We start from the raw sequence: 26,561 nt of genomic DNA on the forward strand, positions 1-26,561 counted from the left end.
GCCAGTCGAAACGGAAAGCGGCGTAAGGCTGATTTTCTTTGCGCTGCATCACTCCGGAAAAAAGCCGGCGCCGACCAGAGCGACTCCTTCGGCTTTTACCGCCTTAACATAGCTCCACTTGTGCGACGGCTCGGTTTGTCCAGGCTTGGGTAGCCAATAGTCAACCCAGCCTGACCCATTCGTCTGCGCGGTCTTCAAAAGCTCGTCATGAAAGGATTTGCCCTTCTTATCTTTTTCGCCATGGTATGCGCGTCCCTCGCGTGCCGGAAAGGCCGGATTGAGAAGCACGGTGCCATCGGGTGCATATGCAAATACGTACACGTCACCGGACCACCACTCGCTCCCCCGCTCGCGGAACTCAGAAAGAGCCGCTTTTCCCTTGGCGTCCACGATAGCCGCTGCTTTGTTAACCAGAGCTTCGATCCGTTTTGCCTCTGCCGATGACGGCGGTTGCTCTTGAGCGAATGCCGCGCGGCTGAAAGGCATCGAAAGTACCGCGAATATCAGGGTACGTCGCAGCATAGAGCCCTCCCTCTTACATAAGAAAGACAGCGCCCTAGAATATCGTAGTTGAGCCACCTTTTCGAGGTGGATTACGACCGCTATGGGTCAATCGCGTCACTTTGGACGTCGGCCAACCACTTCCGGTCTTCACCGGTAAACGGGACGTCGCCAGGGCCAGTGAGCATGTCTCAAAAGTGCCATTACCGGAAGTGCCGTTACTGTTTCAGCTGGAAAGCCTGCGTCAAGAAATCCCGAACAAACACGCGAGCTTGATTGCTTGCAGTCTCGTTGTAAGCGAGCGTTGGCCCTTTCTCGACGCATGTATCGCCAAAGGTGAAGGGCTTCTGCGTCTCGCGATTAACGATCTGGTTATCGTCTCCTTCCGCCAGCTGGCAGCGCCGAGTTGTTGTCGCTGCCGTCACAGTCAGGGGTGTCCGGAAAATAGGCGCGTCGAACACGTGGTGCGCATCAAGATACTCAATTAGCTTAATGTCCTTGTGCGCCTTCGTCAGTCGCTCCACGTAGGCGTGGCACGGTGCAACAGGATTGTAGTCATCTGCGGCACCATGGAGGATGCGGATGGGCTTATCGCTCACCTCGGTGTCTGCACGGTAGCTGGTCATGCAGTCGGGGTAGAAAGCAATGTGGGCTGCGAATTGTAAGTTGTTGGCTGGACCGAGCGTCCCGTAAAGTCGGTTCATGGCCGAGTACAGGGCCGCCTGTCCGCCCCGGGAGAAGCCCATCACGGCGACGCGGTTCGCATCGATCCGCGAATGTTTGGCCAACACGTCGAGAGCCCGATAGGCATCGCCAACCATGTTGAGGCGACCAAGTTGCGTCTGATCGAGTACCGTTGAAACGATTCCTCGGCCGGCGAAGCTATCGAGCGCAAATGTCGCGATGCCAAGTTGGTTTAGCTCTCTCGACCACTCGTCAATCATGCTTCCAGTGCCGCCGACGCCGCCTGAGCCATGGAGGAGAACAACGGCGGACAACTTCTCATTACCTGCTTTTGGAATACGAAGCTCACCGGCGATGGTCACTTGCTGACCATCTTTTCGGCCGCCCAAGAAGTCTGAATCCTTGAGAGTAACCGACAAGACCGGATGGAGTTCTAAGCGCGCTACCTGAGCGTTAGCCCCCAGGATCATGGCCGCGAGAATTGTGGTCGCTGTTGCTAGTCTGATCATGCGTTCCCTCCATTGGGGTTGAGGGGCATGGGGACGATACTGCCGATCATCGCACGCCATAACCTTCTTTGCCATAGGGTTGATCCGCGCACGGCAGCCAGATCACGCATGTCTCAAATGGGTCAATCGCGACGTTTCGACCGGAGGCCGATCACTTCCGCTCTTCCCCGAGTAACAGACATTTTCAGAGCCGGTCGGCATGTCTCAAAAGTGCCAGTAGCGGTCGTAGCGTGTTCGGCAGAGATACAACCCAATGCAGCCGTTTGAAATTCAGTGATCACTCGCCCTCGGCGAAGCCGGCCTGGACGACTTCCTCGCGCTTTCGCCGCAGGTGTGTGTGCAGGATATGGGCGAGCCCGCGGGCATCGCGCCGCTGCAGCGCGTTCAGGATTCCTTCGTGCTCCTGTATGGCAAGCGCCCAATGCTCAGGCGACATCGGTGTGATGAACCGGGCGCGCCGTATCCGCGCGGCGATCGACTCATAGAAGCCGGCCAGCACAGCGTTATCGGCCGCGCGAACAATGGCCTCGTGGATCAATCGGTTGCACCGATAGTACGACAAGAGATCCTGCGCGCGATAGTGTTCGACCATGTTCGCCTGCAAGTCCGCAATTTCGCGCAGTTGCTCATCGGAAATGCGGGGACACGCCAATTCGCCAGCCGCAGCCTCCAGCGCTTCACAGACTTCAAACAGTTCCTTGACGTCCTTTTGCGTGAGCTTCGCGGCGCGCGATCCGCGATTGGGCAGCAACACGACAAGCCCTTCGGCAGCGAGCACCTTGAGCGCCTCGCGCAACGGGGTACGCGATATCGCGAACGACGCGCACAGCTCGCGCTCGGGAATTCGCGCACCCGGCGGGATTTCGCCCTCCGTCAAGACGTGCCTGAGGCGGGAAACCACCTCGTCATGCATCATATCGAGGTCTCCTCGGGGACTCGGTGGAACTATTTTGAATGCAAAAATGATCCAATCCAAGCAAATTCGAACAGAATCCTGTTGCATAAGACAATTTTTGCATTCAAAAATGCCCTCTGCGGCCGAACTGGGGTTCCATCCTGAGGGGTCTGTCAACAAAATGAATGAAAACGCCACACCCGACACAAACCTGCTTTACGAGGTCCGCGACGGCGTCGGCCGGATCATTTTCAACCGGCCGCAGGCGAGAAATTCGCTGACTTTCGGCATGTATGAGCGGCTCGCAGCGATATGCGAAGCCGCCGCCAGTGATCGTACCCTCAAGGTGCTGATCCTGACCGGCGCAGGCGACAAGGCCTTCGCGTCCGGCACCGACATCAATCAGTTTCGCGCGTTCAACACCCCGCAGGACGCTATCGACTACGAGGCCCGGATCGATCGCGTGCTGACCACGCTCGAACAATGCCGGGTGCCGACGATTGCGGCGATTAACGGCGTTTGCGCCGGCGGTGGCGCCGGGATCGCCGCGTGCTGCGACCTTCGCATCGGCACCAGGACCGCGAAATTCGGATTTCCGATCGCGCGCACGCTTGGCAACTGCCTGTCGGCGTCCAATATCGGCCGACTATCGGCCCTGATCGGGGCAACGCGGCTCAAGGAGATCATTTTTACCGCGCGCCTGATCGAAGCCCAGGAAGCCGCCGGCATCGGGTTGCTGCACGAAGTCGTGGAGGATCTCCCCGCCCTCGAACGACGGGCCGATGAATTGGCGCGGCTTGTCGCGAGCCATGCACCGTTGACGCTGCGTGCCACCAAGCAGACGCTGCTTCGAGCGCAGCCGAAGCCAGGCGAAGACCAGGACCTGATCCTGATGTGCTATCAAAGCCGGGATTTCCTTGAAGGCATGGATGCCTTCCTCAACAAGCGCCAGCCGCAATGGACTGGCGACTAAGCAACAAGAACAACAAGATTGCGGGAGAAACAATGGGCCCTCTGAGTGGATTGAAGGTTGTCGACCTGACGCACGTCATGGCAGGCCCGACCTGCACGCTGATGCTCGCCGACATGGGCGCCGAAGTCATCAAGATCGAAAAGATTCCGGCCGGCGACGACACCCGCTACATGGTTCCTCCCAAGATCGGCGACGTGGCGGCCTCCTTCCTGATGATGAACCGCAACAAGAAGGGCATTGCCCTGGATCTAAAGACACCGGGCGGCGCGAAGGTGTTGCGGCGCCTGATCGGATCGGCGGACGTTCTGGTTGAAAACTTCGGCCCCGGCGTGATGGACCGGCTCGGTTTCGGTTACGCCGAAATCCGCAAGGAGCACCCTGCCCTGATCTACTGCTCGCTGTCCGGCTTTGGCCGCACTGGTCCTTACAAGCATCGGCGCGGCTTCGATCTGGTGGCGCAGGCGATGAGCGGCATCATGAGTTTCACCGGCGAAAGGCCCGACGGACCACCGGTCAAGTGTGGCGCGCCGCTGTCCGATATCACGGCCGGAATTCTCGCGGGCATGGGCATTCTCGCCGCCTATGCCCACCGCCTCAAAACTGGCGAGGGTCAATGGGTCGAAACCTCCTTGTTCGAGGCAGCACTTGTCCAGACCTACTGGCAGGCTGCCATCGCGATGGCCACCGGCGTGGCGCCGAAGGCGATGGGCTCGGCCCATCCGCTCAATGCGCCCTACCAGGCGTTCGAAACCGCCGACAAGTGGATCGTGGTCGGTGGCGCCAATCAAAAGCACTGGCTGCGTACGCTCGAAGTGCTGGGTGCAACCGAACTGGCGCGAGATCCACGGTTTGCGACCGGCGCCGACCGAATGGGGCATTTGAAGGAACTGGAAGGCCTGCTCACGGCGCGCTTCAAGACCAAACCCGCCGAACATTGGCTGGCTGCGCTTGAGAAATCCGGCGTCCCCTGCGGGCCCGTCAACGACATGCTGCAAGCCCTCGCCGACCCGCAAACGATCGCGCGCGAGATGGTGGTCGAGGTCGAGCATTCCACGCTCGGCCGCGTGAAGACGATTGGATTGCCGATCAAGTTCTCGCAGACGCCCGGCAAGGTGCGGTCGGGCGCGCCGCTTTACGGCGAGCACACCAGCACAATCCTGGGCGCTTACGGTTTTGACGCCGACGAAATTGCAGCGCTTCACAAAGAAGGCGCCATTGCCGCGGCAGAGTTTGCCGGGGATGAAGTGGGCTAACGCAACAGCCTAATTAAGCGCCGAGAACAAGAAAACAAATCAAGAGATACATGGGAGGACTAGATGTCTCAGAAGCCGACATTCGCTGCGATCGCCTTCGGTCTCGCAATCGGGCTCGCGGGAGCGGCAAATGCCGCGTGGCAACCGGCCAAACCGATCGAATTCATTGCAACTGCAGGCCCGGGCGGCGGCACGGATAATTTTGCCCGCGCGGTCCAGAACATCATCACCAAATATAAACTCGTCGAGCAGCCCATCGTCGTCGTCAACAAGGCCGGCGGCAGCGGCGCCGAAGGCTATACCTACACCAAGGCCATGGCGGGCGATCCCTACAAGATCGTGTTCGGCACATCGAATGCCTGGACCCAACCGATGGTCTCCAAGGTCGCCTATAACTACACCGACCTCACGCCGATTGCCGCGATGGTGCAGGACGAATTTCTGCTCTGGGTGAAGCAGGATGCGCCCTACCAGAACGCGCAGGATTTTCTCAAAGCGGTCGCCGCGAAGCCGCCGGGCGATTTCAAGATGGGGGGCGCACAGTCAAAGGACACCGATGAAACCCTCACCCGCATGATCGACAAGGCGGCCAAGGTGAAGTTCGTCTACATTCCCTTCAAGAGCGGCGCCGAGGCCGCGGTGCAACTGGCCGGCGGTCATATCGACGCCCACGTCAACAATCCCAGCGAAAGCATCGGACAGTGGAAGGGCAGCACCCAGCGCCCGCTATGCGCCTTCAGCCCGCAGCGTCTGCCTGACGGACCCAAGGTCACGGCAACGCAAAACTGGCACGACATCCCCACCTGCGTTGAATCCGGCCTTGCCATTCCGCAATTCCAGCAACCCCGCACAGTCTGGCTGCCGGGAAAGGTGACCGCCGATCAGGCCGCCTTCTATGTCGATCTGATGAAGAAGGTGCAGGCCACGCCGGAATGGAAGGAATACATCGAGCGAACGTCGCAAACCGACACCTTCCTGACCGGTGAGGCGTTCAGCAAGTTCATCAAGGACGACATCGAACGCACCCAAAAGATTGCCGCTGAGGAGGGTTGGCTGATCTCCAACTAGAGCAGGGATCATGGTCTCGGGACGCAGTCTGGAAGCGGCGACGGCGCTCATCACCTGGGCGTTCGGCGCAGCCGTCGTCGTCTCCAGCCTCGACAATGGTATCGGCTGGTCCGCCTCCGGCGTCGAGTCCGGCACCTTTCCGTTCATCGTCGGCCTCGTCATTCTGGCCGGCAGTGTATTCAATCTCGTGCAGGGATGGCTGCAGGCGCGCGCCGTCATCCTCGGGCCAAGCGAACTCAGGCGGTTGGGAATGTTGTTCGTCCCGGCCGCGGTCTTTGTCGGAATTATTCCGCTGATCGGGATCTATCCGGCCTCTGCCTTCTATGTGTTTGGAGCGCTGGCCTGGCACAAGCGCAGATCGCTGCTCCTTCCGGCCATCGCCGCGATCGGCGCAGCGTTGGCGCTCTATCTGATATTCGAGTTGACGTTCCAGATCTCGCTGCCGCGCGGCGCGCTCGGCACCTTCTTCGGCTTCTAAGGGAGCGCTTCGTTGGAAAATCTCGAAGCTCTTATGCACGGCTTTGGCATCGCGCTGTCAGGCAATCATATTTTCCTGATGTTGATCGGCGTGCTGCTCGGCATTCTCGTCGGCGTCTTGCCCGGCCTCGGGGCGCCCAATGGCGTATCGCTACTGCTGCCGCTCACCTTCGGAATGCAGCCGGTATCGGCCATCATCCTGCTCTCTTCGATGTATTGGGGCGCGTTGTTCGGCGGCTCGGTCACTTCCATTCTCTTCAATATTCCAGGCGAGCCCTCCTCGGTCGCGACCACGTTTGACGGCTATCCCATGGCGCGCGACGGAAGGCCGACCACGGCGCTGGCAACGGCTTTCGGCTCGGCCGCCTTTGGCGCGCTCGCCGGTGTCGTTCTCATTACGCTCTCGGCGTCATGGGTCGCGCAAGTGGCGCTGGCCTTTGGACCGCCCGAATATTTCGCGGTTTATTTTCTCGCGTTTGCGAGTTTCGTGGGCATGGGCGGCACGCCGCCGATTAAGACGCTGGTGTCGCTCGCGATCGGCTTTGCCCTGGCAGCCGTCGGGATCGACACGGTTTCCGGCAGCGTGCGGCTCACCATGGGCATCGACGAGATGGTGAAGGGCGTCAGCTTCGTGGTCGCCGTCATGGGCCTGTTCGGCATCGGCGAGTTGCTGATCGCCGTGGAAGAGGAATTTCACGTCAAGGCGATCTCTTCCAAAGTGGAGTGGCGCGAAGTCTTCCGCACGCTCGCGGGTCTTCCGCGATATGGCTGGGCGCTGTTGCGCAGCGCGGCGATCGGCTGCTGGATGGGTATTACACCGGGAGGGCCGACCGCCGCATCGTTCATGAGCTACGGCATCGCCAAGCGTCTTTCACCCCAGCACGCGAATTTCGGCAAGGGCGAGCCGGAAGGCATCGTCGCTCCGGAAGCCGCGGATCATGCCGCCGGCACCAGCGCCCTGCTTCCCATGCTGTCGCTGGGTATCCCGGGATCGGCTACCGCGGCCGTCATGATGGGCGGCCTGATGATCTGGGGACTGAATCCCGGACCGATGCTGTTCGTCGAGCAAAAGGACTTTGTCTGGGGATTGATCGCTTCGATGTATCTCGGCAACGTCGTGGCCGTGGTTCTGGTGCTTTTGACGGTGCCGATCTTCGCGGCGCTGATGCGCGTGCCGTTCTTCATCATCGCGCCGGTGATCGTCATCATCTGCACGGTCGGAGCCTACTCGGTTTCCAATTCCTATCTCGACGTCATGTTGATGATGGGATTCGGTGTCCTGGGATACCTGTTCAAGAAACTTCACTATCCGCTGGCGCCGCTGGTGCTCGCGATCGTGATTGGCGACAAGGCGGAAGATGCATTTCGCCAGTCGATGCTGATGTCGAGGGGCTCGCTCGGAATATTCTTTGCGAAACCGCTGGTGACAACGCTGATCCTGCTCGGCGCGGCGCTGCTGCTGATGCCGGTGATCTGGCGAACGATCGGCCGAATGATGCAGCGGTCAGAGGTAAAGCCATGATAATCGCACAGAGCAGATTGACCGCAGGAAGGCCCGGGAGATGACGAGACCGATCATAGCGCTTGCGATGGGTGATCCCGCCGGCATCAGCCCGGAACTGACGGCCCGACTCCTCGCCCTCGACAACGTCGTCAGCAAAGCCCGGATCGTCGTCATCGGCGACCGCCGCGTGCTCGACGACGGCGCGCGCGTTGCCGCGGTGAAGCTTGACTTGATATCGGCACCACCCGACGCCGACCTCTCGAAGGAAGAGCGGGCACCGGTTTTCATCGATCTCGGCCATCTCGACCCGGCATCGGTCGCGCGAAGCACCGCGACGGCCGAAGGTGGCCGGTTTGCGCTGGCGAATTATCGTCAAGCGCTGACGATGGCACGTGACGGCCGGGCCGACGCCGTCTGCTTTACGCCATTCAACAAGAATGCCATGCGCCTTGCGCACCCCGTCTATGACGACGAGATCAGCTTTTCGGCCGACGTGGTCGGGCTCGACGGCCCGGCGAGCGAATTCAATGTACTGGAAGGACTTTGGAACGCGCGCGTTACATCGCATATCCCGCTTGCGGAGGTCGCAGCGCATATCACCAGGGAACGCGTCCTGCGCGCGCTGCGGCTCACCGATGCCTCGATGCAAACAGCCGGCTTCCAGCGACCGCGCATTGCGGTCGCCGGCCTCAACCCCCATGCCGGCGATGGTGGAAATTTCGGACAGGAAGAGATTGACGCGATCGGACCGGCGGTGGTCGAAGCCGCCGCTGGCGGGATCGCAACTGAAGGCCCGTTTCCCGCAGACACCGTGTTCCTGCGCGCCAAAGGCGGCGCATTCGACGCCGTGCTGACGATGTATCATGACCAGGGCCAGATCGCGATGAAACTGATGGGCTTCGATCGCGGCGTGACACTGCTGGGCGGCTTTCCGTTTCCGATCTGTACGCCGGCACACGGAACGGCCTACGATATCGCTGGCAAGGGAATCGCAGGGGTCGGAGCCGCGCGCGCGGCGATCCTGCTTGCGGCGGAAATGGCGCAGAAACAAAGACGGATCTGAATCTGCGCTGCGCAACGAACCAGACATTCGGCTCTTGATATGTATTGGACGTTATCGGGAATTGAAGCAGCCAGCCCGCGCCTCGCTTAGGAGAGTCGCCTGGCTAATGTCCACTTCGCGCCAAAAGCGGTCGTCCGCCAGAGGTCCGCTGTCGGACCCAACCCGGACATTAGTATGGCGGGCGCGGGCGCCGTCGTGGCGCTTTCGTTCCTAACCCGGCCGGCGGATGAACCACTACGCCATACGGCTCCGCAATCGCACTATTGTACCGATATCCGGCGCGATTGCTGGCGGCGCGTCGAGGGTAACGAACATGAAGAGACCTCCGAACAGGCCGTTCAAACCGGCTCGCGTGCGCGTAAAAATAGCGCCAAAATCGTCAACGTTTTCAGCGTTCAAGGTAGATCGAGTCGTTCTTAAAGCGAAAACCCCGGAAATCGAGTCGTTTTAAAAATGCGGCTATGAGGAATATCAAATGCTTAACCGAGTCGTTCTTTCGTAGTCCGCACATATTTATTTGCGCTTTGACTTCTCAATCTTTTTCTCCGATTTGTCTCATTCTCCCGTCTCGTCTCTGGAAGTGAGAGCAAGCGGCCCGCGGACAGCGAGGCGATCTCGCCGACAAAGTCATAGACGGCTTTGCGCCATCGCCTCGATCGCCAGCCCTTCGCCGATCCCGAGATTGCCGTGCGCCGACTGACGTTTGTGAAGGTTCATCCAGGCCGGCGGGGATCCGATTGCTTGACCGGGCCGGCTGCTCGAGCTCGCCATTGAGCCAAGGGTCGCAATGTCAATCGGATCACCACGATCGCACCGTTCGCAGATGCAGACCGCACCAAGTATGCAGGGTTCCCGATACAGCGGGCCCCCGCACTTCGGACAGGTTTTCGATGGCAGAAGTCGCGGCATCGCGCCACCAGATCTGTGGAACTACAGGTGAGCCCCACGCAGCGCCCACTGCCAAGGCGGTTTAAGTTGACGAAGCGTAGCACGTTCATGAAGGGTCAGGGTTCCTTCCGTAGTTCTCCGGCCGTGAACATAGTTCCGCCCTCCTCGGCTGCGTTAAAAAACGCCAGCACAGTTCTGAGGTGAGCTGGCAAAAAGACGACATGACGTGCACCTGCATGCTCATCCCTGAGAAACGTCGTGGCTCAAAAACTATCTGCGTCCCGTTGAATGTGAGCTCGCCGCAGCGCAGATGCGCGGATCGCTCTCATGCGGATGCCATTGCATTTGATACGGAGCATCAAATGGATTCCACGCTGGACGACAAGCTCGGGGACGGGCAGATCGCGAGCCTGGAGGAGCAGCTTTCGAACTTGACGCGCGAAGCGGGAGTCACTCCTTCGGCTCCGCTGACCAACATGAAGACGTCTCGCGCCCCGCTGGCAACGATTCATCGATTGGCGGATTGGCGCCGTGGGGCTTTCGTCGGTTCTCTGTTGGCAGCATCCATTGGGGTCGCTGCCTGGTGTTGGTCATCCTCCGTTGATATGGCGATGATGGCCCCCTTAGACCCGGCACCTCTGACACACGCCGCGCCGGAAGCCGCCCCGCCGAAAGACGTCGCGCCAACTGCTGTTGCCCTGTCTTCCGAGTTGGCGCAGCAGCTCCAGCCGATGGCGCGCGATCTCGCAGCCTCGAGGCAAACGGTCGAACAGCTCAAAGCGAGGCAAGAACAATTGGTCCGCGACAATGAAAATCTCGCGAGCCAAATCAAGGCGAGCCGGGAAGAAATGGCACGCAACAACAGTACCATCGACCAGATCAAGGCGACCCAGATCCAGATGGCGCGCGAAAGCCAGACGCTCACCGAGCGGCTCAATGCAAGCCAGGAACAACTCGCCCGCATCATTGCCAACGCTTCAGAGCCAAGGGCGGTCTCCGAAGCGGCTGAGATGATCCCTGAAGAACCAAAGGTGAGCCCCGAAGAGCCAAAGGTAATGCCCGAAATACCACTGCCGCGTCCGCGGCAGGCGGCCAATGTGGCCCAGACGCAAAAGCCGGCGCCAACCCCTGCGCGGCCGCAAGCCAAAAAACCGCAACCGTCATTCGCATGGCCATGGTCAGTGCGATAATGCACCCGGCCAGTCTAGGCCGGGATGAGAGCTGATGCGACGTTACTATTTCGACTTTAGGGACGAGAACGATCTTGCAGTTGATGAAGGGGGCTAGAGCTCCGTACAGCGAGAGGCGGCGCGATCCCTAGCGGACTTCGCCCGCGATGCCGTCCGCACAACGAACCATGACGGCATCCGAAATCACCGTATGGCGATCGAGGTTCGGGACGACAACGGCCCCGTGCTTCAAGCCAAGTTCACATTCCACGTTGAGCGGCAAAGACAGTAAGGCCGCCTTCGGCGCACGACGGGAACGAATCGACGCCTGGCAGCGTAGAATCGGGGCGGCCCCACAGACGCCGCCGCGGTTCCAGCTCTTTGCGCCGCTCTTGCGGCCATCCCACTGCACATGCGCCTCGCTGTGCTTGGCCGCGCCGGTTGGGCCAGTCAATCTTGGCCCAGCTATGTCGCGCCCCCAGGCGCATGCCGCGTTCGTTCAGTTTGACCCTGTCACCCAGGGCAAGCTGCGGTTTCATCGGCGACTCCGCTCGCGCTCCCCCATCACCACGCTCCGCAATTGCGCAAGCGGGGCCCGGGATGTCGTTGTCCTCGACCACCGAAAGCGCGGTGGCGATATCGTCCTGCGTCTCGGCCTGCATTTGGCGGGATGCGCCACCATCGAGGTATCTTCATGTTCGCCAGGTCAGCCTTGCGTACATTTGTTGAAGATTCGGCGTCCACTTCCGCTTCGCGCGCGCCGCCATGAATCGCTGATGCCTCAGTTGAAAAGGCCGACAATCCGGCTGACTGGAAGCGACAGGCGAATTAGCTGAAATGCACGCGCGGGTCTTGTTATTGTGCGCCAGTGTTTTGTTTCTAATAGCCAGTGTTGAGGCCGGCAAAAGGCGGTCCGAGTATGAGGTCTGGAGTGAACCGGATTGGCGAGTGTTCCAGAATTAACCCGCATCGCGGACATCAAGCTTAACAAGCGAGTTTCGTTGCGGCCGATCTAAACAGGCATAGCGTGCTGCAAGTCGCGCAGATTGGCCAGTCCCCAAGTTTGGTCCGCGTACTGCGCGATTAGGGGCCGCTTCGAGCTCTCGGGGCGGCCCCGCCCCCTCATTTTGAAAAAGCTTTTTCCTTCTTGGTCCACTCCGTTTGAGGATCCGATACTGCTTCTGAATGGCCGCCGGCTCCTTGCTTTGAGGGATGCCGCCAACCACATCACGAAGCTGTCGAAGACTGAACACTTCGCGCCGGAATGGCAGGCCGCCAGCTGTGCTACGGATCAAGCGAACGCTTGAGGGGCCGGAGATCGATGAGATCATCCGGGACGTGGAGGCGCGCAAGGCGCAGATTTCGGCTCTGGCGATCAAACAACTAGGCGTCCGGTAAGGCCGGCTCAGTTGGCGGCCTCTTTCATTCCTTGAAGCTAAGCATCTTGAGGCAGTCTTGGTATAGCGATAGGACAGCCTCTCACCGGAAAAAGATAGATATCCGCGCCGACATAGACGAAGTCCCGCCCTTCCGACTTTAAGTTGTCGTCCGTGAAGAATCGGGATTTCAGGCTGGGCTGAGCCGCAATTTGAGGCTGAGCCGAGAGCGGATTTCGAACAGCAGAAAGCTCAGCCACCGGATGAGGCGGCGGAAGTTGTAGCCGACGGCGGCCATGACGGCATTGGTGGCATCGCCCTGGCGATGCCAGAGGTAATTGCGGCCCATGCAGTGCTCGGATTTGAGATGGCCGATGACCGGCTCGACGGCGGAACGCCGTCGGAGCTCGCGCTTGATCTGTGGTGTCACCCGCCGCTTCTGTCCTGAGATGAACACCCTGAACTTGTAATCGGGCGGGGCGTTGTGGCCGCGATAGCCCTTGTCGAGGAGCGCGCGCTCGATGGTGTTGCCGATCAGCTCCTCCATCTCGGGGATGACGGTTGCAAGTGTATGGCCGTCATAGGGGTTGCCGGGCAGCGCCTTCACATGGGTCACGAACTGCCCACCCTTGGCGTGCGCCAGCGTGGTGGCGACCGAGACCATGACGCCGAACTCGTAAGGTCGGTGCGCCTTGCCCTTGCCGATGCATTCCACCTCCGGCGCGTGCAGCGAGTAGACCTTCGGTCCACGCTGGTGCTGCTTCTGCTCAAGCACGCGTCGCGCCCGTGCCAGCATGCGCTCCAACACGATCCCACCGAGCAAGTCGGCGTTGCCACCAAGTTTGCGGCCGATGTCGCGGATGATACGGCCGAGATAGGTTTTGAGCTTCTTCAAGGCTTTGTTGGCGCGCTTGAACTGCTTGGCGTGGGCATAACGCTGGTGCTTGATCAGCGCGAACTTGCCCACTCTGGCATAGGACTGGCGCAGCTTGACACCATATCGTTTCGCCAGCCGGACCAGGATCTCGCGGGCGCGGTTCAGCAGCCTGGCATCGGTCGGGAACATCACGTTCTTGGGCTGCACCGTCGTGTCGATGATGACCCGATTAAGATCGGCCGGTTTGATCGCCTCGGTCTTGCTGGCCACCGCAAGGCTCTCCTGCAGCAAGGCCTGCAACTTCTCCTCGCCCATGCGTTGCCGCCAGCGCGTCAGCGAGGAGCGGTCGAACATCAGGCGGTGCTGGAAGAACTCCTCGCCGCAGAAGAACTGGTAATAGGGGTTCTCCACCCAGCGCTCGCACAGCACTTCATCGGAGAGGTCGTAGGTGTGCTTGAGGATCGCAAGCCCCGCCATCAGCCGCGTCGGCAATGCCGGCCGGCCGGGCTTGTCCTCGTAGACCGCTCCGAATTTATGCTCGAGGAAGGGCCAGTCGATCGTCCGCGCCAGCTTCACCAGCGGGTGGCCCATATCGATGATCGCGTCCAGCCGCGAGCGCAGAAGGTCGCTCTGTCCCGTCTCTCGTCGTTCCTTTGGCCGCATCGTCCCCTCCGATGCCACCAAGAGAATCACGACCCCCGATTCGAGGGAAACCCAAAAAACAAAATTGCAAGCTTTCCCGCTATCAAGCCCCAAAAGCTGGCAATCTCAAAAGCCGCCGAGCCAGGAAAATCGACTCCCTCTCAACGGCTTGGGAAATTTTTCACGGCCGACTAAGTTGGAGGTCATCGACTTTGGCGGCGTGACCGAGATGACCGCCTCTTAGCTCGGCATCACGGACATGAGACGCCGCAGACGGACCACCGCTGGCATGCCCCGCAAACGGTGCGGCGCTAACCCTCATGCGGAAACCGGAGCAGAACCACACCCAAGGAGCAACAACATGACCCCACACATCCCCGAGGAATTTTCCACTAGGTGGATCGACAGGAGTCCTTTCGTGGTCATGGGCAACACGATGCCGCCCCGAGATCCTAATGAAGACGAAGAGGACGAAGAGGAAGAGGACGAAGAGGAGCGCGGCGACAAGCCGCCGGTCGTGCGCGAGCTGGACGAAGACTAGAGCATGATGCTTTTAGGATTGGGCATAGCGTGAGTTTCGGAAATAGTTGGCGCATTCGGTGGGCGTAAATGCTCGGAGGATTTCGCCGATTATGACGCAGATGGTTTCGGCCGAGCGCGCGGCGGCCTTGCGCAACAAGTGCTTGAACTTGACGAAAACCTGTCGATTGGGTTCAGGTTCGGCGAGTGAACGGACGTCGCAGTCGCGACGGTTGATGTTGCCTGTTGGCAGATGTCAGGGGCCCGGGCAAACCACTCTCCGGGTTCCGCCCTATCCACACGTCCGGGTGTCCTCCAGACGTCAGCATAATTCCGGAACATTGCCACTTGTTCCCGAAATTCCCGCTGGCCCGTTCCTTCAGGCTGGGGCCCGTTTCCTTTTGAGAGCTGAGGCGGTGGCGCCGCGACCGTCCCCTAAGGGCAGTAACAGTCACCCAGCCACCGGCCTAACCTGTAGCGATGAGCCGTGACACCGTTCTCATCCTACTAACGCTGGTCTGGTTGGCCGTCGTGGTCGCGGCCTTCTTTATGCTGCTCAAGTAAAGGCCGCCTTAGTGAGCGCGTACTGGCCTGCTTCCGACGTCGGTAGCCCAGTTTGAAAAATGCAGAGCCCTGATTTAGGTTTTGGTGGCTCCCGCGTGCCGGGAAGCAAGACGAGGATTTGAACGGGGGGCACACCGTGCAGGACCTCAAAGCCAAGTTAGAAAAGCTACGGATCGAGGCCGAAGATTGCGAACTCATCGGCAGGCTGGCCACCGATATTCACAAGCGTGAGCTGTTCTTAAGATTGGCTGTCGATCTGAGGGGCATGGCCCGCGACATTGAGGCAGTGATCGCTACCCGTCCGCCCATAACGAAATAAGGCCGCCGCCTCTAGGGGCTGTCCCAGCAGGCAACGCCATTTGCTGGTCGTCGGCAACGCTACCGGTGTTTTGGGAACAACTGTATCCGTAGGATTGTTTCGTTTGCAGGCCACAGTCGCACGCACCCGCCTCAACACTAATGCCCCGAGAGGGCGTGGGGCCGTGTGTTCAATCTCGCTCGCCAGCAACGTCTACAAAGGCGACGACACACAAAGGCAATCGCGATGCTATATCGCGGGATCGAATACTCCGTTGTGCAGGGCATTGTACGCCGCCATTGGAAGTGGGCAGCAACCGTCTCCGGGACCAAGATATCCGGGTATGGCGGCACGCGGGACGAGGCGATTGGTAACGCGGAAAAAGCCATCGAGCGCGCCATCCAGAAGCAACGCTTCAAGCAGTATTTAGATGGAGAAGATCGATGACCATTAGCAGAAGTACTGCCGCAAGAGCTGCTTTAGTGTTCACTGCAATCTCGGTTAGTGGTGCCGCTGTTGCTCAAGGTGCTCCCCCGGCAAAGAAGCCACCGGTCGGCGGGAAGCCGGCTGTTCAAGCGAAGCCGAGTGCGCCAATGGGATGCAAACTGGTAGGGACTGTCAAGGGCACCAAGATTTGGGGGGGCGACTGTGTTGGTGCATCAGAACTTAGGGGTGCTACGCCCACTGAAGAACTCTCACCGCCGCCCGCGGTCGCTCCCACCGAAAGGCAATAATAAAAGCCAAGCAGCCTCGCAGGTGCGCGCTTGCGCCTATAGCACCGACTGGAGAAATCGTATCGCAAGGAAGATGCCAACCGCCGTGACGAATGTGATGCCAATCGCGATGGCAAAGTTTCGGACGATGTGTCCCCAGTTCATAAGTCTTCTCGGATGCCCTTGAAAAACGGGTGCCGCACCTCGCCCTCTGCCGATTTCGCACGGTACTCAATCTCGACTAGCAACTCCGGCTCGACCCAGATGCCCTTGTGCGCGATCCGTTTGGTGTAAGGCTGCGTCTTACGGATCAGCGGCTTCAACTGCTTGCGCAGCGATTTGTTCGGCATGATCCATGCCTGCTATGCGCCGATAACGACCAAATTCCGCACCGCAGCGGAATGACGCGATGTGCCATAACCGGACTCATGCACTGCAGCAATCGACAGTTTTCGATCACCTCGTCGGCTCGGTAAATGGGCACAAGTGACGTAGCATTTCCGACGGCGCCAGCGATAAATTGCGAGTTGTGCCTGCAAATAAAGGACTTCTCGCATCCAGTGTCGAGAACGCCTTAATGGCCATAACTTGAAATGCGTATACATTCGAAGGGGGTCGGGGATATCCCACCTGGTCTGGTGCAAATCGTGATCCCCCGTGATCATCTATTGCCTTCTTTTGGGCACGTATGGGGAGGAGCGTGACGGCCCTCGTAACGGGCCAGCGGCCACCGCAGGGGTGCGGCTGCAATGACGCATCGATCCCACGAGATCCCGCAGGACGACCTCCGGAACCTCGTCCGCGTTGTATCAGCTTGCACATTAGGCCTGTGGGCATTCGCAGCAGGTTTGCTAATCGGCGTCTTTCTATTTTCGTGATCGAGGGCGCCTTGCCACATACGCGGCCGTCATAAATTTTTTCCGCGCCCAGCCGCCGCGCGAGGCACGATGCCCGGGGGCGCGGCGGTGCCGTAGGCTATCGGATCAGCAATGCCGCGAAGGCGCAGGCGAGGCCGATCAACATGATCCCCGAAGCTATTACTATGACCAGATCGATTGACCAGGGATGCCCGCGTCCACCGATCAGGTCAAGATGCCAGGAGCGGCTTTCGTCCCGGTATGTGTGAAGGTGCATGGCAGTACCCCTCCTCGTAAGCGTTGGCGGACCCATTCAATCGGCAATTGCCAAAACAGTTCCTTGGCCGGCTTCCGATCGCGGCTTCGCCTAGAAGGCCACGAGACGCGGCGGCCTATTGCTCTTGACCGGGATTCCCCACCTACCCGTTGCGGGTCAATAGTAGTTTGAGTGCCATTGATCCAAATCAACGGTTGGCCGACCCCCTTGGGGCCATCTACGCCTAAAGGGAAGAGCGTGGCGCGGCTGTTAGCGCACCACGGCATCGAGAGCCGTACGTTCGCCTCGGCGGAGGCGTTGCTTGAGAGCGACAGCGTGCAGACGGCAAGCTGCTTGCTGGTTGATATTCACCTCGGGGGAATTTCGGGAATTGAGCTACAGCGCCGGCTTGCGGCATCGGGATCGAAGTGGCCCGTCATCTTCATGACTGCAAACGACGACGAGGCCACGCGCAACGAGGTGATGCACGTCGGGTGCATCGCCTATTTGCGCAAGCCGTTCGCGCAGCATGTCTTACTGAATGCCATCTCGAAAGCTGTGGCTTAGTCGGCGCAGCCAAAACAAGAACGCGCGGGTCGTCACGTCCGCTCCACGGCTTAGTCAATGTGTAGATGTCTGGCTGCGCGCGCCGTGGGACGAGGTGAAGGCGCTGCAACGGCCTTTGCTGGACGACGCGCTGCAGATCGTCATGCGCGGCGCGGACAAGGAAGAGAGGACGGCTGCGCTATGAAGGACGTCTGCGACCGCTAGGCATATGGTGGCACCTCGACGAGCGTACCGATCAAACGTAACAGGGCTTGGTGCTCAGGTCCTTTCACGCCGCTCCGCAGGAATTCGCCTATCTCAATGTGAGACAGTCGACCACCAGATGGCGCATTTGGCTGATGGATAATGAACGCATTTCCGTTGGTCGGTTCGCGCCCCAAGAACCATGCATCTCCATCCGGACTACGATACAGTTCTCTTCTCTCGGACATAAGGTTTGCTTCCGATTTTTTGCGGACAACCGCGCAATTGGATGAAGCTCACCCAGGCCGGCACGGATCCGTTTGCTTGACCGAGGCTGGCGGCTTCAGCTCGCCATTGATCCAAGGGTCCGCGGTGTCCGTCGGATCGCCACGATCGCATCTTTCGCAGACGTAGAGCGCACCCAGCAATCAGCGTTCTCGATGGAGCGGGCCACCGCACTTCGGACAGGACTTCGATGGCAGTAGTCGCCGCATCGCACCTAACCCGATGGAACCTGCAGGCTACACCTGTGCCCTGGCGCAGCGCAAGGCCAGCCTTACCCGATGTCGTTTTTCGGTCCTCCAAGATGGCAGCGGGTCGGCTTTGAGACGAATGGACGCGAGACCCCAACGCGGTAGAATGAGACTTAAACACGGCTGGCCAGCGCTGATTGAGTGGCTCGCGATAGCGGCGACGATGGGTTTGGGGGCCGCTTATTCTTGCGATCCTGATCCTCAAAGTGATCTTGATGGACGACTCTGTGCTCAGGAGGACACGAGGCTGGATCGTGGTGACCCTTTGCCTCGCTGGAGCGGTCACCTGTGCTGCCTGGAGCATCAAACTCGGGACGCAGCATTACCGTATTCAGCAGCTCTCAGCGGCCGACCGAATGACCTGCTTCCGCTGCGAGGACACGGGCTGGGTCTGCGAGAACCACACGGAGCGGCCCTGGGAAGGCGATCATGCCTGCGGCTGCGGCGGAGGCGGCGCGCTGCGGTCTACCTGTCCAGGGCGGCAATAGCTCGCTGGTAGTTCAAGAACCAGGCGGCCAACCGTCGAAGCCAGCGGCGCCTGGGTCGCCTAGCGGTGACAATTCATGGATTGTCCGCAACGCCGCCGAGGGCCTTTGGGTAGTGGGTCAGTTTATTGTGGCAGGATAGCTGAAGCCGTTAGGTTCCTGCTGGAACACCGTGCTCATACGGAATCCCAAGCGGCTGTGGAAAAATCTATAGTGGCTGTCGCCGGGGCTGCTTTTCATTCCGAATCAATTTTGCCGGCAGAGGGGTCGCTGAGAGGCGCCCCCTTTAGATTCTAGCGCGCCTGGCAGAGACTCTGCGGGACATCGAGGAGAACCACGACAAACCAGATTCGGCGATCGCCGCGCCGCAAGCGAGCTAAGAGCTACAGGTCATGCGATGAAGCAGGCGAAATGAACGGCAGGCTCTCACTCTCGATCTTTACGATAGAGATCGACGGTAGGCCGACACTTGCCTTGCAGGCAAAGAAGTACAGCGAGGTCGAAGACATTTGCGAACAACAATGGTTTCGCGCCGATCTGACGGCGCTGAAATCCAACGACGTTCCATTATGCGACACGATGTCTATTTTCAGAGTTAGACTGGCACACCCGGACGAGGCGGCAGTTTACCGGGAAGCTGCAGAAGCCGCTAAGCCGTCCGACGGCATCGACATTGTCTATCTCGTGGATATCGACGACGATCTCTTTTAGCTTTGATTGGTACAAACTTGCAGCTACGACGCCTCCGGCTGTCAGCACTACGGCAGGCATTCTCTGGCGAACCACGCTGATCGCCCGGCTTCTGGCACATTTCGGACATCAACATTTTGCCGAACGGCCGCTTTGCGCCAAGAGCTGCCGTCCCCGCCAAGTCGCATTTTGACCCGGAGCGGAAATTCAGGCTAGTGACCAAGTTTGACATTCTCATTCGAGCGAAGCGCAATGGGCTAGAGTGCCCATCCGAACGTGCGTTGCAGAGTCTCACTGGCGTTCGAATCGAACCAGCGCCCGTGGCTGAGAATGATGCGTTCTGGCTGCCATGACAGCATTTTTTGGACCGCCGCTCGCGTCTTTCGTTTCTGCAAAAGAAGCGGCAACCGCATGCCGAAGAATATTTGGCCGCGCGGATAGTACATTCCGGTCAGCTTGGCGGCGAACCGCCATGGCTGCCTGATCATGTCAAGCTCAAGGTTTATGATGGTGTCAGCCAATATGAGGGTTTTCGACTCCTTGTGGAAGAAAACAATCTCCCCGAAAATTCCTCCGGGAACGCGGTTTGATCAATTTCGGCGCGCCATTCCTCCGGCGGTTCGATGCCGATGTCTCTATCGAAATGCACATCGATGCCCCGCGAGCGGGCACGCTTGCGTGCGCGCGGAGAGGCCCAGGCAACCGCCCCCGGAAATGCACGCGACCACTCGCCAATGTGTGCGTAATGGAACTGGTTCGGCGATACGAGCTAGCGGACTGTGCCCATCGCCTGCAGGCGGTCAGCGAGCGCAGGCTCGAATGCGATGGGGGAATGGATGAACAGGTCGCCGTTGCCGAGCCGCACCACGGTCATCCGAGTAGTAAACGGCAACGGAAGCCTTACTCCGGCCGTCGTCAAATACTCGAAAGGACCGTCCACGATACCGATGTTCCGGGCGACCGGCTTGTATTGACCCGAAGATCGACGTTGCCGGTCCGGCCGAAGTGCACGTACCTGAAGCCGTTTCCATTCCATCGTCAGGAGGCAGGGGTTGCCCTCTCCTCACCCGCAGGTAACCCTTGTCTGCGGTATTCTGCGGAGCCGCCGTTCACCACCGATTGGTAATGCAAGACGTAATCTGCGGCCATCCGTCCTGCCGTGAAGCGTTCCTCGAACCGATCGCGCACGCGCTTGCGATCGAGTTCCCTCAGCCGTTTGACGGCTTGAATAGCTTGCTCTTCGTCATCGACCACGAAAACGGTAACGTCTTCGTCGATGACCTCCGGGACCGAGCCGGAGCGAAAAGCGATGACGGGCGTGCCGCATGCCATCGCTTCAATCATGACCAGGCTGAACGGTTCGGGCCAATCGATGGGAAAGAGCAGCGCAGCGGCTCCCGCCAAAAACGGCTGTTTCGCCTTGTCATTCACTTCGCCGATGAGCCTGATCTGCGTGCCGTCGATTTGCGGTTCGAGCCGCTCCTTGAAATAGCGCCTTTCGCCGCGAGGCAGCTTGGCCGCGATGCGGATTGCGCTTTCCGGCCCTTTCTCGGCCGTCAGGCGCCCCAGGAAGGCAAGATAGGACCCTTGTTCGTACGAAGGGCGGAGTAGGTCGGTGGGAAGACCATGATGGACCGTACCGCGCCAATTCGCCCCGGCCAGAGGCAGGCGTTGATTGTCGGATATCGAGACGAAAGGGGCGTCGGAAAACTGGCGGACCACATCCGCCAGCCCAGGCAGATCGAGCCGTCCGTGCATCGTAGTGACGAAGGGCACGCCGAGGCGGCTGAGCAGCGGCAAATGCAGCCAATCGATATGCGAGTGCACGACGTCGAAATCTTCGACCCTTTGCGCGATCGCCTCAAGCAGAGCGGTGCAAGCGGCTGCGGGATCGGCGGCGGGTCTGCCCAGGCGGAGTGCGCGGGGCCAGACCGGATGCAGCTTCCCGCGCGTGCGGGAGTCTCCGCTGGCGAACAAGGTCACCTCGTGGCCCAGGCTGACGAGCTCGTCTACCAGCCAGGCAACCACCCTCTCCATCCCGCCGTAAAGCCTGGGAGGAACGCTCTCGGCCAACGGCGCGATCTGGGCAATCCGCATGACAGCTGATCTCGACCTTTTGCTTGGTGACCATGCGAGAACCAAGAAGACGTAGCGAGTGTTCCTAACGCAGTTGCCGATTCTTCCCGAGGAACCACCGGTGCCGCAGGCATTGGAGTCACCCGCATGGTGTGGGAACAAGTCACCCGGAACAAACGTTGGGCCAAGAAGCAGGTCGGCCCGAACGGTGGGGCCCAAGAGTTCGTAGTTGATGGGCGGAGCGCCAGCGAGTTCTAATTCAGATGGTTCTGTAGAATGCGGCCGCGACCAATCGGCCTTCCTTTCGCAACCATGGCTCGTCTGGGCCGCCCGCAAGCGATGCGGTCATGCGCCGACACCTTTCGGCAGTTCTAAGCTGAACAAAAACGCACCTTCGGGAAAAGTCCAGTCTGCTCGCTTCGACCGACACATACGTCCGACTGCCGAAAATCACTTCAGGCATTTGAGCCGTGCGCATTAGTGCACCGGTCGCCTACATCCTTCTTTATGCCGCGTTGTACGCTGCCTTCGGCGTAGCGTCGCCGTTTTGGCCAAGATTTTTCGAAATGAGAGGCCTAAGCCCGCAGGAGATTGGCATTGTGCTCGCTGCCGCGATGGTAACGCGTCTTCTGGCCGGACCAATGGTTGGGATGCTTGCAGATCGAGCAGGTTCGTTGCGCTTTGCTCTCGCAGTTTGTACTGCATTGGCCGCTGCATCGGCCGCCGCTTTATTGTGGGCGCATTCCTTCGCGTTGCTGCTTTTCATAGCTGTGCTCCAAGCCGCTTCTCTGGCTCCCACGACTTCTCTGGCTGACGCATTATCGGTCAACGCGGCAAGACCGCGGTTGGCCGGGAAGGAATTTGAGTACGGCTGGATACGGGGCTCGGCATCATTGGCGTTCATATTTGGCACACTGACGGCCGGGCAGCTCATCAGCCGAACCGATGTTACGCCTATCATCTGGATGAATTTATCGTTTCTCGTCGTAGCGGCCCCCTCAACTGCATTGTTACCACCTGTCACGCCCCCCTCTTCACCACTCACCCGCGGATCTTCTGTGATCGGCGAGCTCGGTGAGCTCCTTCGGATCCCACGCTTTCGGACGATGATACTGGTTACATCCTCCGTCTATGGCAGCCATGCGACGCACGACGCGTTCGCCGTCATTTGGTGGAGTGCTGCCGGGATCGAGCCTTGGACCATAAGCATCCTCTGGTCGGAAGCCGTGGCTGCGGAAGTTGTGGTGTTCTTTCTGGTCGGCCCAGTTCTACTCCACCGGCTCGGGGCCTGGGGGGCCGCCGTTCTGGCTGCCGCGGCCGGCATTGTGCGGTGGTCTGTGGCCGGCGTTACGACCTCCGTGTTGGCGCTTTCAATTATCCAGCCGCTGCACGGCTTTACCTTTGCCCTGCTTCATCTCGCCTCGATGCGCGTGATGCAGACGCTGGTACCCGCCCGTCTGGCGGGAACCGGCCAATCCATTTACGCGTTTGGCTCAGGTTGCTTGACTGCCGTGCTGACCCTGTTGTCGGGGATTCTCTACGCAAAGTTTGGAGGGGCGGCCTTTCTTCCGATGGCCCTTCTATGTGCTGTCGCACTCCCGCTTGCGTGGCTTGGTTTTGCTGACGAACGGAATCGTTCTGTCGGCGTTCTTTGATCATCCCGCGCAACCGTCTCTGCGAGCCCTCAGGGTGCCGGCTTCGTGGAGTATGTACGGTGTGGGATAGAGAAGTCGGAACTTGCGGAGAACTCTGGTCAGTGCGCACGAGCCCTGTGGTGCGCCGCCGGAAACTCTAGGCTTGGCGTCGGGAGTGCTTTGAGAGCGCGCGATCGCGCCGATGGATACAGATCCGCGTTTCGTAATTTTTGCAGGCTCTTTCGGCCTGACATTGGAATTGGTGGGACACCCACGGAGTGCGGCACCCCTGTATCCATGTTGCTCGACGGAGGATGTGCCTGAACCGGCTATGGCGATCGAGTATGGGGCCCGATCACCCTCCCGACGTCCGCGATGGCATGCTGCAGCATAAGGGCGAGGACAGTATCCCGCCCCGCAATACCGTGCCGTTTGCTCAACGAGCTTCCGCGCATGCAATGGCGGCGATCTACCGGCCTGCGCAATCGGCAATGACTTCCGGGAAAGCCAACACGCGGCGTTGGAAGCTCCGTTTCGAGCCGTGCACAGCCCCTTTCGTCGACCCCCTGATGGGATGGACCGGCGGGGACGGACAACCTGTCCCAGATCGAATTGGACTTCTGCCCAGGCAGCGGTCGCCTATGCCAAACGACAGGGCCTCAATTTTTTCGTGCAAGGTCATGCAGAGGCGACGCAGGATTGCTGCCCGACGTGACGCTATGGGTGTTGGGATTTGCATCCGACCATGTTGCGGCGCCGAACGCGTGGGTGAGCGGCATTGTCATCGGCGCAGTGGCGACCGCAGCGCTCGCGAAACTCGCCGAGTGGGAGGTATGGATCAATCTCCTGCTCGGGGTGTGGTTTCTGGTCTCGCCTGCTGAGTTTCTCGGCTCGGACGACAGCGCGATGCGTCCACTATCGGCATCGGCTGATCGTCGCCGTGCTGTGCATCAGACGTCGCAGCAGCGGGTCGGTGCCCAACGATAAGGATGTCGCGATGAGGATGCGGGCTGCTAGACCCGGCCCGCATCCCGCAGTTTTTGCGATGCAACGGGGTCGGGCCTGCGCATGGCGCCCGCGCTTGGCAATTAGAGCACACTACCAGGAACGGGTGCAGGAAACGTCGGTTCAGGGCTCGGCGTCGAGATGAGATAAAGCGCGCCTGCGACGAGCATCACGGCAGTAAGCGCTAGTCCAAGCATGGCTAAAGCCAGTTCGTGTGGGTCTTCCATGGAATGAACCCCGGCCCCTTGGCATCCGACCGGCACCCTTCGGCTTGGGCTGCCCGTTATCCAGCCCTTTGGTGGAAGGGCCGCTTGCGTTGGTGGCTCCAGCCAAGGGCCCGCAGCCGCCGTTATGCGACTACTGCAAAGGTGCTGGCGCACCCGTTATGACAATTGCCAGAATGAACAGCATGCGCAGAAGGCAGCCTGTCATCCCGACCAGCTTTCCGATTTCGGAGCGCTCGAAGAACATTGCTTCTGCCTCCTCATTTCGTTACCCGGCCCGAGACCAGCCCTCACGGGTTGAACCGATCAAGCTGCCATCGCAACACGGTCGGTCGATCCACTTAGTGAAACGGCGATGGCTTGCACGGCCGAGTTGAATGATTTCCAGCGCGCATACGCCGCGGAAAATCTCGGTTACCCTCTTGAAACCAAACGGCCATTTGCTCGTTTTTTTGCCTGCCGCGGTAAGCGGTCCGGGCGCCCTCGGGGCCCGGCGAGACGGGCGCCCGGAGGTGTCCGCCGCCTGCTCGTACCCATCTTGCTCCTTGGAGGATTTGGCTATGAGGACTTACGACATCACTCCCCTGCGGCGATCCGCTCTGACGCCTCCGTCTGTCGACGCCGGATTGTCGAGATATCTCGCCGAAATCCGCAAATTTCCGATCCTCACACCAGAGGCAGAACTCGCCTACGCAAGGCGCTGGCGCGAGTATCGGGATCGCGACGCCGCATTTCAACTGGTTACTAGCCACCTTAGGCTGGTCGCCAAGATAGCAATGCGCTATCGCGGCTACGGCCTTCCGATCGCCGACCTCGTCTCCGAAGGCAACATGGGCCTGATGCAGGCCGTTAAGCGGTTCGATCCGGACCGGGGTGTCCGCCTCGCCACCTATGCGATGTGGTGGATCCGGGCCACGATCCAGGAGTACATCCTTCGATCCTGGTCCCATGTGAAGGTCGCCGCCAGCGCCACCCAGAAGAAATTGTTTTTCAAACTGCGGAAGGCCAAGAGCGCGATCTCGGCGTTCCAAGACGGCGATTTGCGGCCGGACCAGGCCCCCCTCATTGCCGAGCGTCTTAAGGTTGCTGAACGAGACGTGGTCGATATGAATCGGCGTTTGCAGGGCGACGTGTCGTTGAATGCACCGGTCCACCACGACGAGGATAAAGCCGGCGACGTATTGGATTGGCTTGTTGATCCCACACCAACCCAGGAAACAACGTTCGCCGATCAGCAGGAGACCGCTTATCTTCATCAGGTCCTGAAGAGCGCCATCGCGACGCTTAACCCCCGCGAACGTCGAATCCTCACCGCGCGCTGGCTGACGGACGAGCCTCCGACCCTTGAAGAGCTGGCTGCGGAACACGGTGTATCCCGCGAACGCGTCCGCCAGATCGAGCAGCGGGCTTTTCAAAAGGTGCAGGCTGCGATGCGGAGTTACGGGCGCGGCGCCGGCGGTAAGTAGCCGGAGCTGTACCGCTCTTAGCCTTCGAAAGATCGATCATGCGGATCGACGCCACGGCCATCGGGTGGCGACGACGGATGTGGCCCCCGATAGCCGCTTTCCGCACCAAGAGGAAGGAATCGCCTACGCAGCATGACCGGGCGCAGCCCAAGGAACGTTTTCTTTGGTGGTGCGTTCGGCGGCCAGCGGGCGAGTCCGCAACCACAATGACGAGCCCGACGAACTTTTACGGAGGATGACATGATGAAAAGACTGTTGGTATTTGTGCTGGCGGGCGCTCTCATGGCTCCCACCACAGGCCTTGCGAGCGAGAGCGCGTTCAGCAATGACGGGGCCCGGCAAGCAGCGTCGAAATTTCCGGAGAAGCTTCCGCTCCTGCCGATCCCCCATCTTGAGACGATGCCGTGGATGAACTTTGACTGGGAGACGAAGGGACCAAGAGTGGACACCCTGTTGCCGCCCAGTTTCGTTGTCCCGGCGATCCCGAAAGACTCGGCGTTTGCCAATAACGACGTCTTTAACACCAAGCAGTTGTTGGCAGGGACGGGAGTTAAATAGAAAGCGCAAGCCAACCACCGCCGCTTTCGGCGGCGGTGGTTCGATGGTCGCGCC

The 26,561-nt window shown here is 59.9% G+C and carries 24 protein-coding genes and 3 pseudogenes; 17 read left to right on the forward strand and 10 right to left on the reverse strand.

All coding sequences use genetic code 11. From position 1 onward, the window contains the following. Window positions 1-48 precede the first annotated feature (48 nt). The 3 genes from V1286_RS24790 to V1286_RS24800 form a co-directional block, all read right to left on the reverse strand. Window positions 49-522 carry a cache domain-containing protein gene (locus V1286_RS24790; protein WP_334483826.1) on the reverse strand — a complete coding sequence of 158 codons (474 nt, stop codon included), beginning with the start codon at window positions 520-522 and terminating at the stop codon, window positions 49-51. A 197-nt stretch (window positions 523-719) separates the two neighbouring features. Continuing rightward, entirely contained in the window at window positions 720-1,694 is a 975-nt protein-coding gene (locus V1286_RS24795; RefSeq protein ID WP_334483828.1) for a dienelactone hydrolase family protein, read from the reverse strand. A 277-nt stretch (window positions 1,695-1,971) separates the two neighbouring features. Further along, window positions 1,972-2,610, reverse strand: coding sequence for a GntR family transcriptional regulator (locus tag V1286_RS24800; RefSeq protein ID WP_247780324.1), 639 nt, complete (start codon window positions 2,608-2,610; stop codon window positions 1,972-1,974). 160 nt (window positions 2,611-2,770) lie between these two features. Between V1286_RS24800 and V1286_RS24805 the strand changes: the two genes are divergently transcribed. The 8 genes and pseudogenes from V1286_RS24805 to V1286_RS39010 form a co-directional block, all read left to right on the forward strand. Then, window positions 2,771-3,562 carry an enoyl-CoA hydratase/isomerase family protein gene (locus V1286_RS24805; protein ID WP_334483832.1) on the forward strand — a complete coding sequence of 264 codons (792 nt, stop codon included), beginning with the start codon at window positions 2,771-2,773 and terminating at the stop codon, window positions 3,560-3,562. Window positions 3,563-3,594: 32 nt separating this feature from the next. Beyond that, a complete protein-coding gene (locus V1286_RS24810; protein ID WP_334483834.1) occupies window positions 3,595-4,815 on the forward strand; it encodes a CaiB/BaiF CoA transferase family protein in 1,221 nt (406 codons plus the stop codon). 63 nt (window positions 4,816-4,878) lie between these two features. After that, window positions 4,879-5,883 carry a Bug family tripartite tricarboxylate transporter substrate binding protein gene (locus V1286_RS24815; protein WP_334483837.1) on the forward strand — a complete coding sequence of 335 codons (1,005 nt, stop codon included), beginning with the start codon at window positions 4,879-4,881 and terminating at the stop codon, window positions 5,881-5,883. 10 nt (window positions 5,884-5,893) lie between these two features. Continuing rightward, complete coding sequence (locus V1286_RS24820; protein WP_334483840.1) at window positions 5,894-6,361, forward strand: tripartite tricarboxylate transporter TctB family protein; 468 nt, start codon at window positions 5,894-5,896, stop codon at window positions 6,359-6,361. A gap of 12 nt (window positions 6,362-6,373) precedes the next feature. Then, window positions 6,374-7,882, forward strand: a complete 1,509-nt coding sequence (locus tag V1286_RS24825; RefSeq protein ID WP_334483843.1) for a tripartite tricarboxylate transporter permease — start codon at window positions 6,374-6,376, stop codon at window positions 7,880-7,882. A gap of 40 nt (window positions 7,883-7,922) precedes the next feature. Then, entirely contained in the window at window positions 7,923-8,927 is a 1,005-nt protein-coding gene (locus tag V1286_RS24830) for a 4-hydroxythreonine-4-phosphate dehydrogenase PdxA (protein WP_334483845.1), read from the forward strand. Window positions 8,928-10,177: 1,250 nt separating this feature from the next. Continuing rightward, window positions 10,178-11,005 carry a hypothetical protein gene (locus V1286_RS24835; protein WP_334483847.1) on the forward strand — a complete coding sequence of 276 codons (828 nt, stop codon included), beginning with the start codon at window positions 10,178-10,180 and terminating at the stop codon, window positions 11,003-11,005. Window positions 11,006-11,120: 115 nt separating this feature from the next. Further along, window positions 11,121-11,276: pseudogene (locus tag V1286_RS39010) on the forward strand (DUF6894 family protein); the annotation flags it as partial. 1,274 nt (window positions 11,277-12,550) lie between these two features. Here V1286_RS39010 and V1286_RS24840 read toward each other — a convergent pair. Next, entirely contained in the window at window positions 12,551-13,900 is a 1,350-nt protein-coding gene (locus V1286_RS24840; RefSeq protein ID WP_334483849.1) for an IS5 family transposase, read from the reverse strand. A gap of 340 nt (window positions 13,901-14,240) precedes the next feature. Between V1286_RS24840 and V1286_RS24845 the strand changes: the two genes are divergently transcribed. Continuing rightward, the gene (locus V1286_RS24845; protein ID WP_334483851.1) at window positions 14,241-14,420 is read left to right on the forward strand and encodes a hypothetical protein; all 180 of its coding nucleotides are present in this window, start codon (window positions 14,241-14,243) and stop codon (window positions 14,418-14,420) included. 12 nt (window positions 14,421-14,432) lie between these two features. Here V1286_RS24845 and V1286_RS24850 read toward each other — a convergent pair. Continuing rightward, window positions 14,433-14,608: pseudogene (locus tag V1286_RS24850) on the reverse strand (IS630 family transposase); the annotation flags it as partial. A 490-nt stretch (window positions 14,609-15,098) separates the two neighbouring features. On the opposite strand from V1286_RS24850, the gene V1286_RS24855 reads away from it, so the two are divergent. Further along, complete coding sequence (locus tag V1286_RS24855; protein ID WP_334483853.1) at window positions 15,099-15,281, forward strand: hypothetical protein; 183 nt, start codon at window positions 15,099-15,101, stop codon at window positions 15,279-15,281. Window positions 15,282-15,506: 225 nt separating this feature from the next. Beyond that, on the forward strand, window positions 15,507-15,707 hold the full coding sequence (locus tag V1286_RS24860; protein WP_334483856.1) for a hypothetical protein: 201 nt from the start codon (window positions 15,507-15,509) through the stop codon (window positions 15,705-15,707). Between the two features lie 427 nt (window positions 15,708-16,134). Here the strand turns inward: V1286_RS24860 and V1286_RS24865 are convergent. Both V1286_RS24865 and V1286_RS24870 read right to left on the reverse strand, forming a co-directional pair. Next, a pseudogene (locus V1286_RS24865) lies at window positions 16,135-16,308 on the reverse strand (ATP dependent DNA ligase); the annotation flags it as partial. 640 nt (window positions 16,309-16,948) lie between these two features. Next, a complete protein-coding gene (locus V1286_RS24870) occupies window positions 16,949-17,107 on the reverse strand; it encodes a hypothetical protein (protein WP_334483859.1) in 159 nt (52 codons plus the stop codon). Between the two features lie 237 nt (window positions 17,108-17,344). Here V1286_RS24870 and V1286_RS24875 point away from each other — a divergent pair, with 237 nt between their 5' ends. Beyond that, a complete protein-coding gene (locus tag V1286_RS24875) occupies window positions 17,345-17,653 on the forward strand; it encodes a response regulator transcription factor (protein WP_334483862.1) in 309 nt (102 codons plus the stop codon). Window positions 17,654-19,265: 1,612 nt separating this feature from the next. Next, on the forward strand, window positions 19,266-19,565 hold the full coding sequence (locus V1286_RS24880) for a hypothetical protein (protein ID WP_334483864.1): 300 nt from the start codon (window positions 19,266-19,268) through the stop codon (window positions 19,563-19,565). A 236-nt stretch (window positions 19,566-19,801) separates the two neighbouring features. On the opposite strand, the gene V1286_RS24885 is transcribed toward V1286_RS24880, so the two are convergent. The 3 genes from V1286_RS24885 to V1286_RS24895 form a co-directional block, all read right to left on the reverse strand. Continuing rightward, complete coding sequence (locus V1286_RS24885; protein WP_334483867.1) at window positions 19,802-20,065, reverse strand: hypothetical protein; 264 nt, start codon at window positions 20,063-20,065, stop codon at window positions 19,802-19,804. A gap of 248 nt (window positions 20,066-20,313) precedes the next feature. Beyond that, window positions 20,314-20,436, reverse strand: a complete 123-nt coding sequence (locus tag V1286_RS24890) for a hypothetical protein (RefSeq protein WP_334483870.1) — start codon at window positions 20,434-20,436, stop codon at window positions 20,314-20,316. Window positions 20,437-20,582: 146 nt separating this feature from the next. Further along, window positions 20,583-21,641, reverse strand: a complete 1,059-nt coding sequence (locus V1286_RS24895; RefSeq protein WP_334483873.1) for a glycosyltransferase family 4 protein — start codon at window positions 21,639-21,641, stop codon at window positions 20,583-20,585. 449 nt (window positions 21,642-22,090) lie between these two features. Between V1286_RS24895 and V1286_RS24900 the strand changes: the two genes are divergently transcribed. The 4 genes from V1286_RS24900 (at window position 22,091) to V1286_RS24915 (ending at window position 26,507) form a co-directional block, all read left to right on the forward strand. After that, window positions 22,091-23,275: an MFS transporter gene (locus tag V1286_RS24900; protein WP_334483876.1), complete on the forward strand. Its 1,185-nt coding sequence runs from the start codon at window positions 22,091-22,093 to the stop codon at window positions 23,273-23,275. A 678-nt stretch (window positions 23,276-23,953) separates the two neighbouring features. After that, window positions 23,954-24,241: an SPW repeat domain-containing protein gene (locus V1286_RS24905; protein ID WP_334483878.1), complete on the forward strand. Its 288-nt coding sequence runs from the start codon at window positions 23,954-23,956 to the stop codon at window positions 24,239-24,241. An 802-nt stretch (window positions 24,242-25,043) separates the two neighbouring features. Further along, window positions 25,044-25,949 carry an RNA polymerase sigma factor RpoH gene (gene rpoH / locus V1286_RS24910; RefSeq protein WP_334483881.1) on the forward strand — a complete coding sequence of 302 codons (906 nt, stop codon included), beginning with the start codon at window positions 25,044-25,046 and terminating at the stop codon, window positions 25,947-25,949. 240 nt (window positions 25,950-26,189) lie between these two features. After that, a complete protein-coding gene (locus V1286_RS24915; protein ID WP_334483883.1) occupies window positions 26,190-26,507 on the forward strand; it encodes a hypothetical protein in 318 nt (105 codons plus the stop codon). Window positions 26,508-26,561: the final 54 nt, after the last annotated feature.

The sequence above is a fragment of the Bradyrhizobium algeriense genome (assembly GCF_036924595.1).
Taxonomy (GTDB): Bacteria; Pseudomonadota; Alphaproteobacteria; order Rhizobiales; family Xanthobacteraceae; genus Bradyrhizobium; species Bradyrhizobium algeriense.

Coding starts and splice junctions, on each gene's coding strand:
- V1286_RS24790 (WP_334483826.1), bottom strand. CDS start 522: ATGCTGCGACGTACCCTGATATTCGCGGTACTTTCGATGCCTTTCAGC.
- V1286_RS24795 (WP_334483828.1), bottom strand. CDS start 1,694: ATGATCAGACTAGCAACAGCGACCACAATTCTCGCGGCCATGATCCTG.
- V1286_RS24800 (WP_247780324.1), bottom strand. CDS start 2,610: ATGATGCATGACGAGGTGGTTTCCCGCCTCAGGCACGTCTTGACGGAG.
- V1286_RS24805 (WP_334483832.1), top strand. CDS start 2,771: ATGAATGAAAACGCCACACCCGACACAAACCTGCTTTACGAGGTCCGC.
- V1286_RS24810 (WP_334483834.1), top strand. CDS start 3,595: ATGGGCCCTCTGAGTGGATTGAAGGTTGTCGACCTGACGCACGTCATG.
- V1286_RS24815 (WP_334483837.1), top strand. CDS start 4,879: ATGTCTCAGAAGCCGACATTCGCTGCGATCGCCTTCGGTCTCGCAATC.
- V1286_RS24820 (WP_334483840.1), top strand. CDS start 5,894: ATGGTCTCGGGACGCAGTCTGGAAGCGGCGACGGCGCTCATCACCTGG.
- V1286_RS24830 (WP_334483845.1), top strand. CDS start 7,923: ATGACGAGACCGATCATAGCGCTTGCGATGGGTGATCCCGCCGGCATC.
- V1286_RS24835 (WP_334483847.1), top strand. CDS start 10,178: ATGGATTCCACGCTGGACGACAAGCTCGGGGACGGGCAGATCGCGAGC.
- V1286_RS24840 (WP_334483849.1), bottom strand. CDS start 13,900: ATGCGGCCAAAGGAACGACGAGAGACGGGACAGAGCGACCTTCTGCGC.
- V1286_RS24845 (WP_334483851.1), top strand. CDS start 14,241: ATGACCCCACACATCCCCGAGGAATTTTCCACTAGGTGGATCGACAGG.
- V1286_RS24860 (WP_334483856.1), top strand. CDS start 15,507: ATGCTATATCGCGGGATCGAATACTCCGTTGTGCAGGGCATTGTACGC.
- V1286_RS24870 (WP_334483859.1), bottom strand. CDS start 17,107: ATGCACCTTCACACATACCGGGACGAAAGCCGCTCCTGGCATCTTGAC.
- V1286_RS24880 (WP_334483864.1), top strand. CDS start 19,266: ATGAACGGCAGGCTCTCACTCTCGATCTTTACGATAGAGATCGACGGT.
- V1286_RS24895 (WP_334483873.1), bottom strand. CDS start 21,641: ATGCGGATTGCCCAGATCGCGCCGTTGGCCGAGAGCGTTCCTCCCAGG.
- rpoH (WP_334483881.1), top strand. CDS start 25,044: ATGAGGACTTACGACATCACTCCCCTGCGGCGATCCGCTCTGACGCCT.
- V1286_RS24915 (WP_334483883.1), top strand. CDS start 26,190: ATGATGAAAAGACTGTTGGTATTTGTGCTGGCGGGCGCTCTCATGGCT.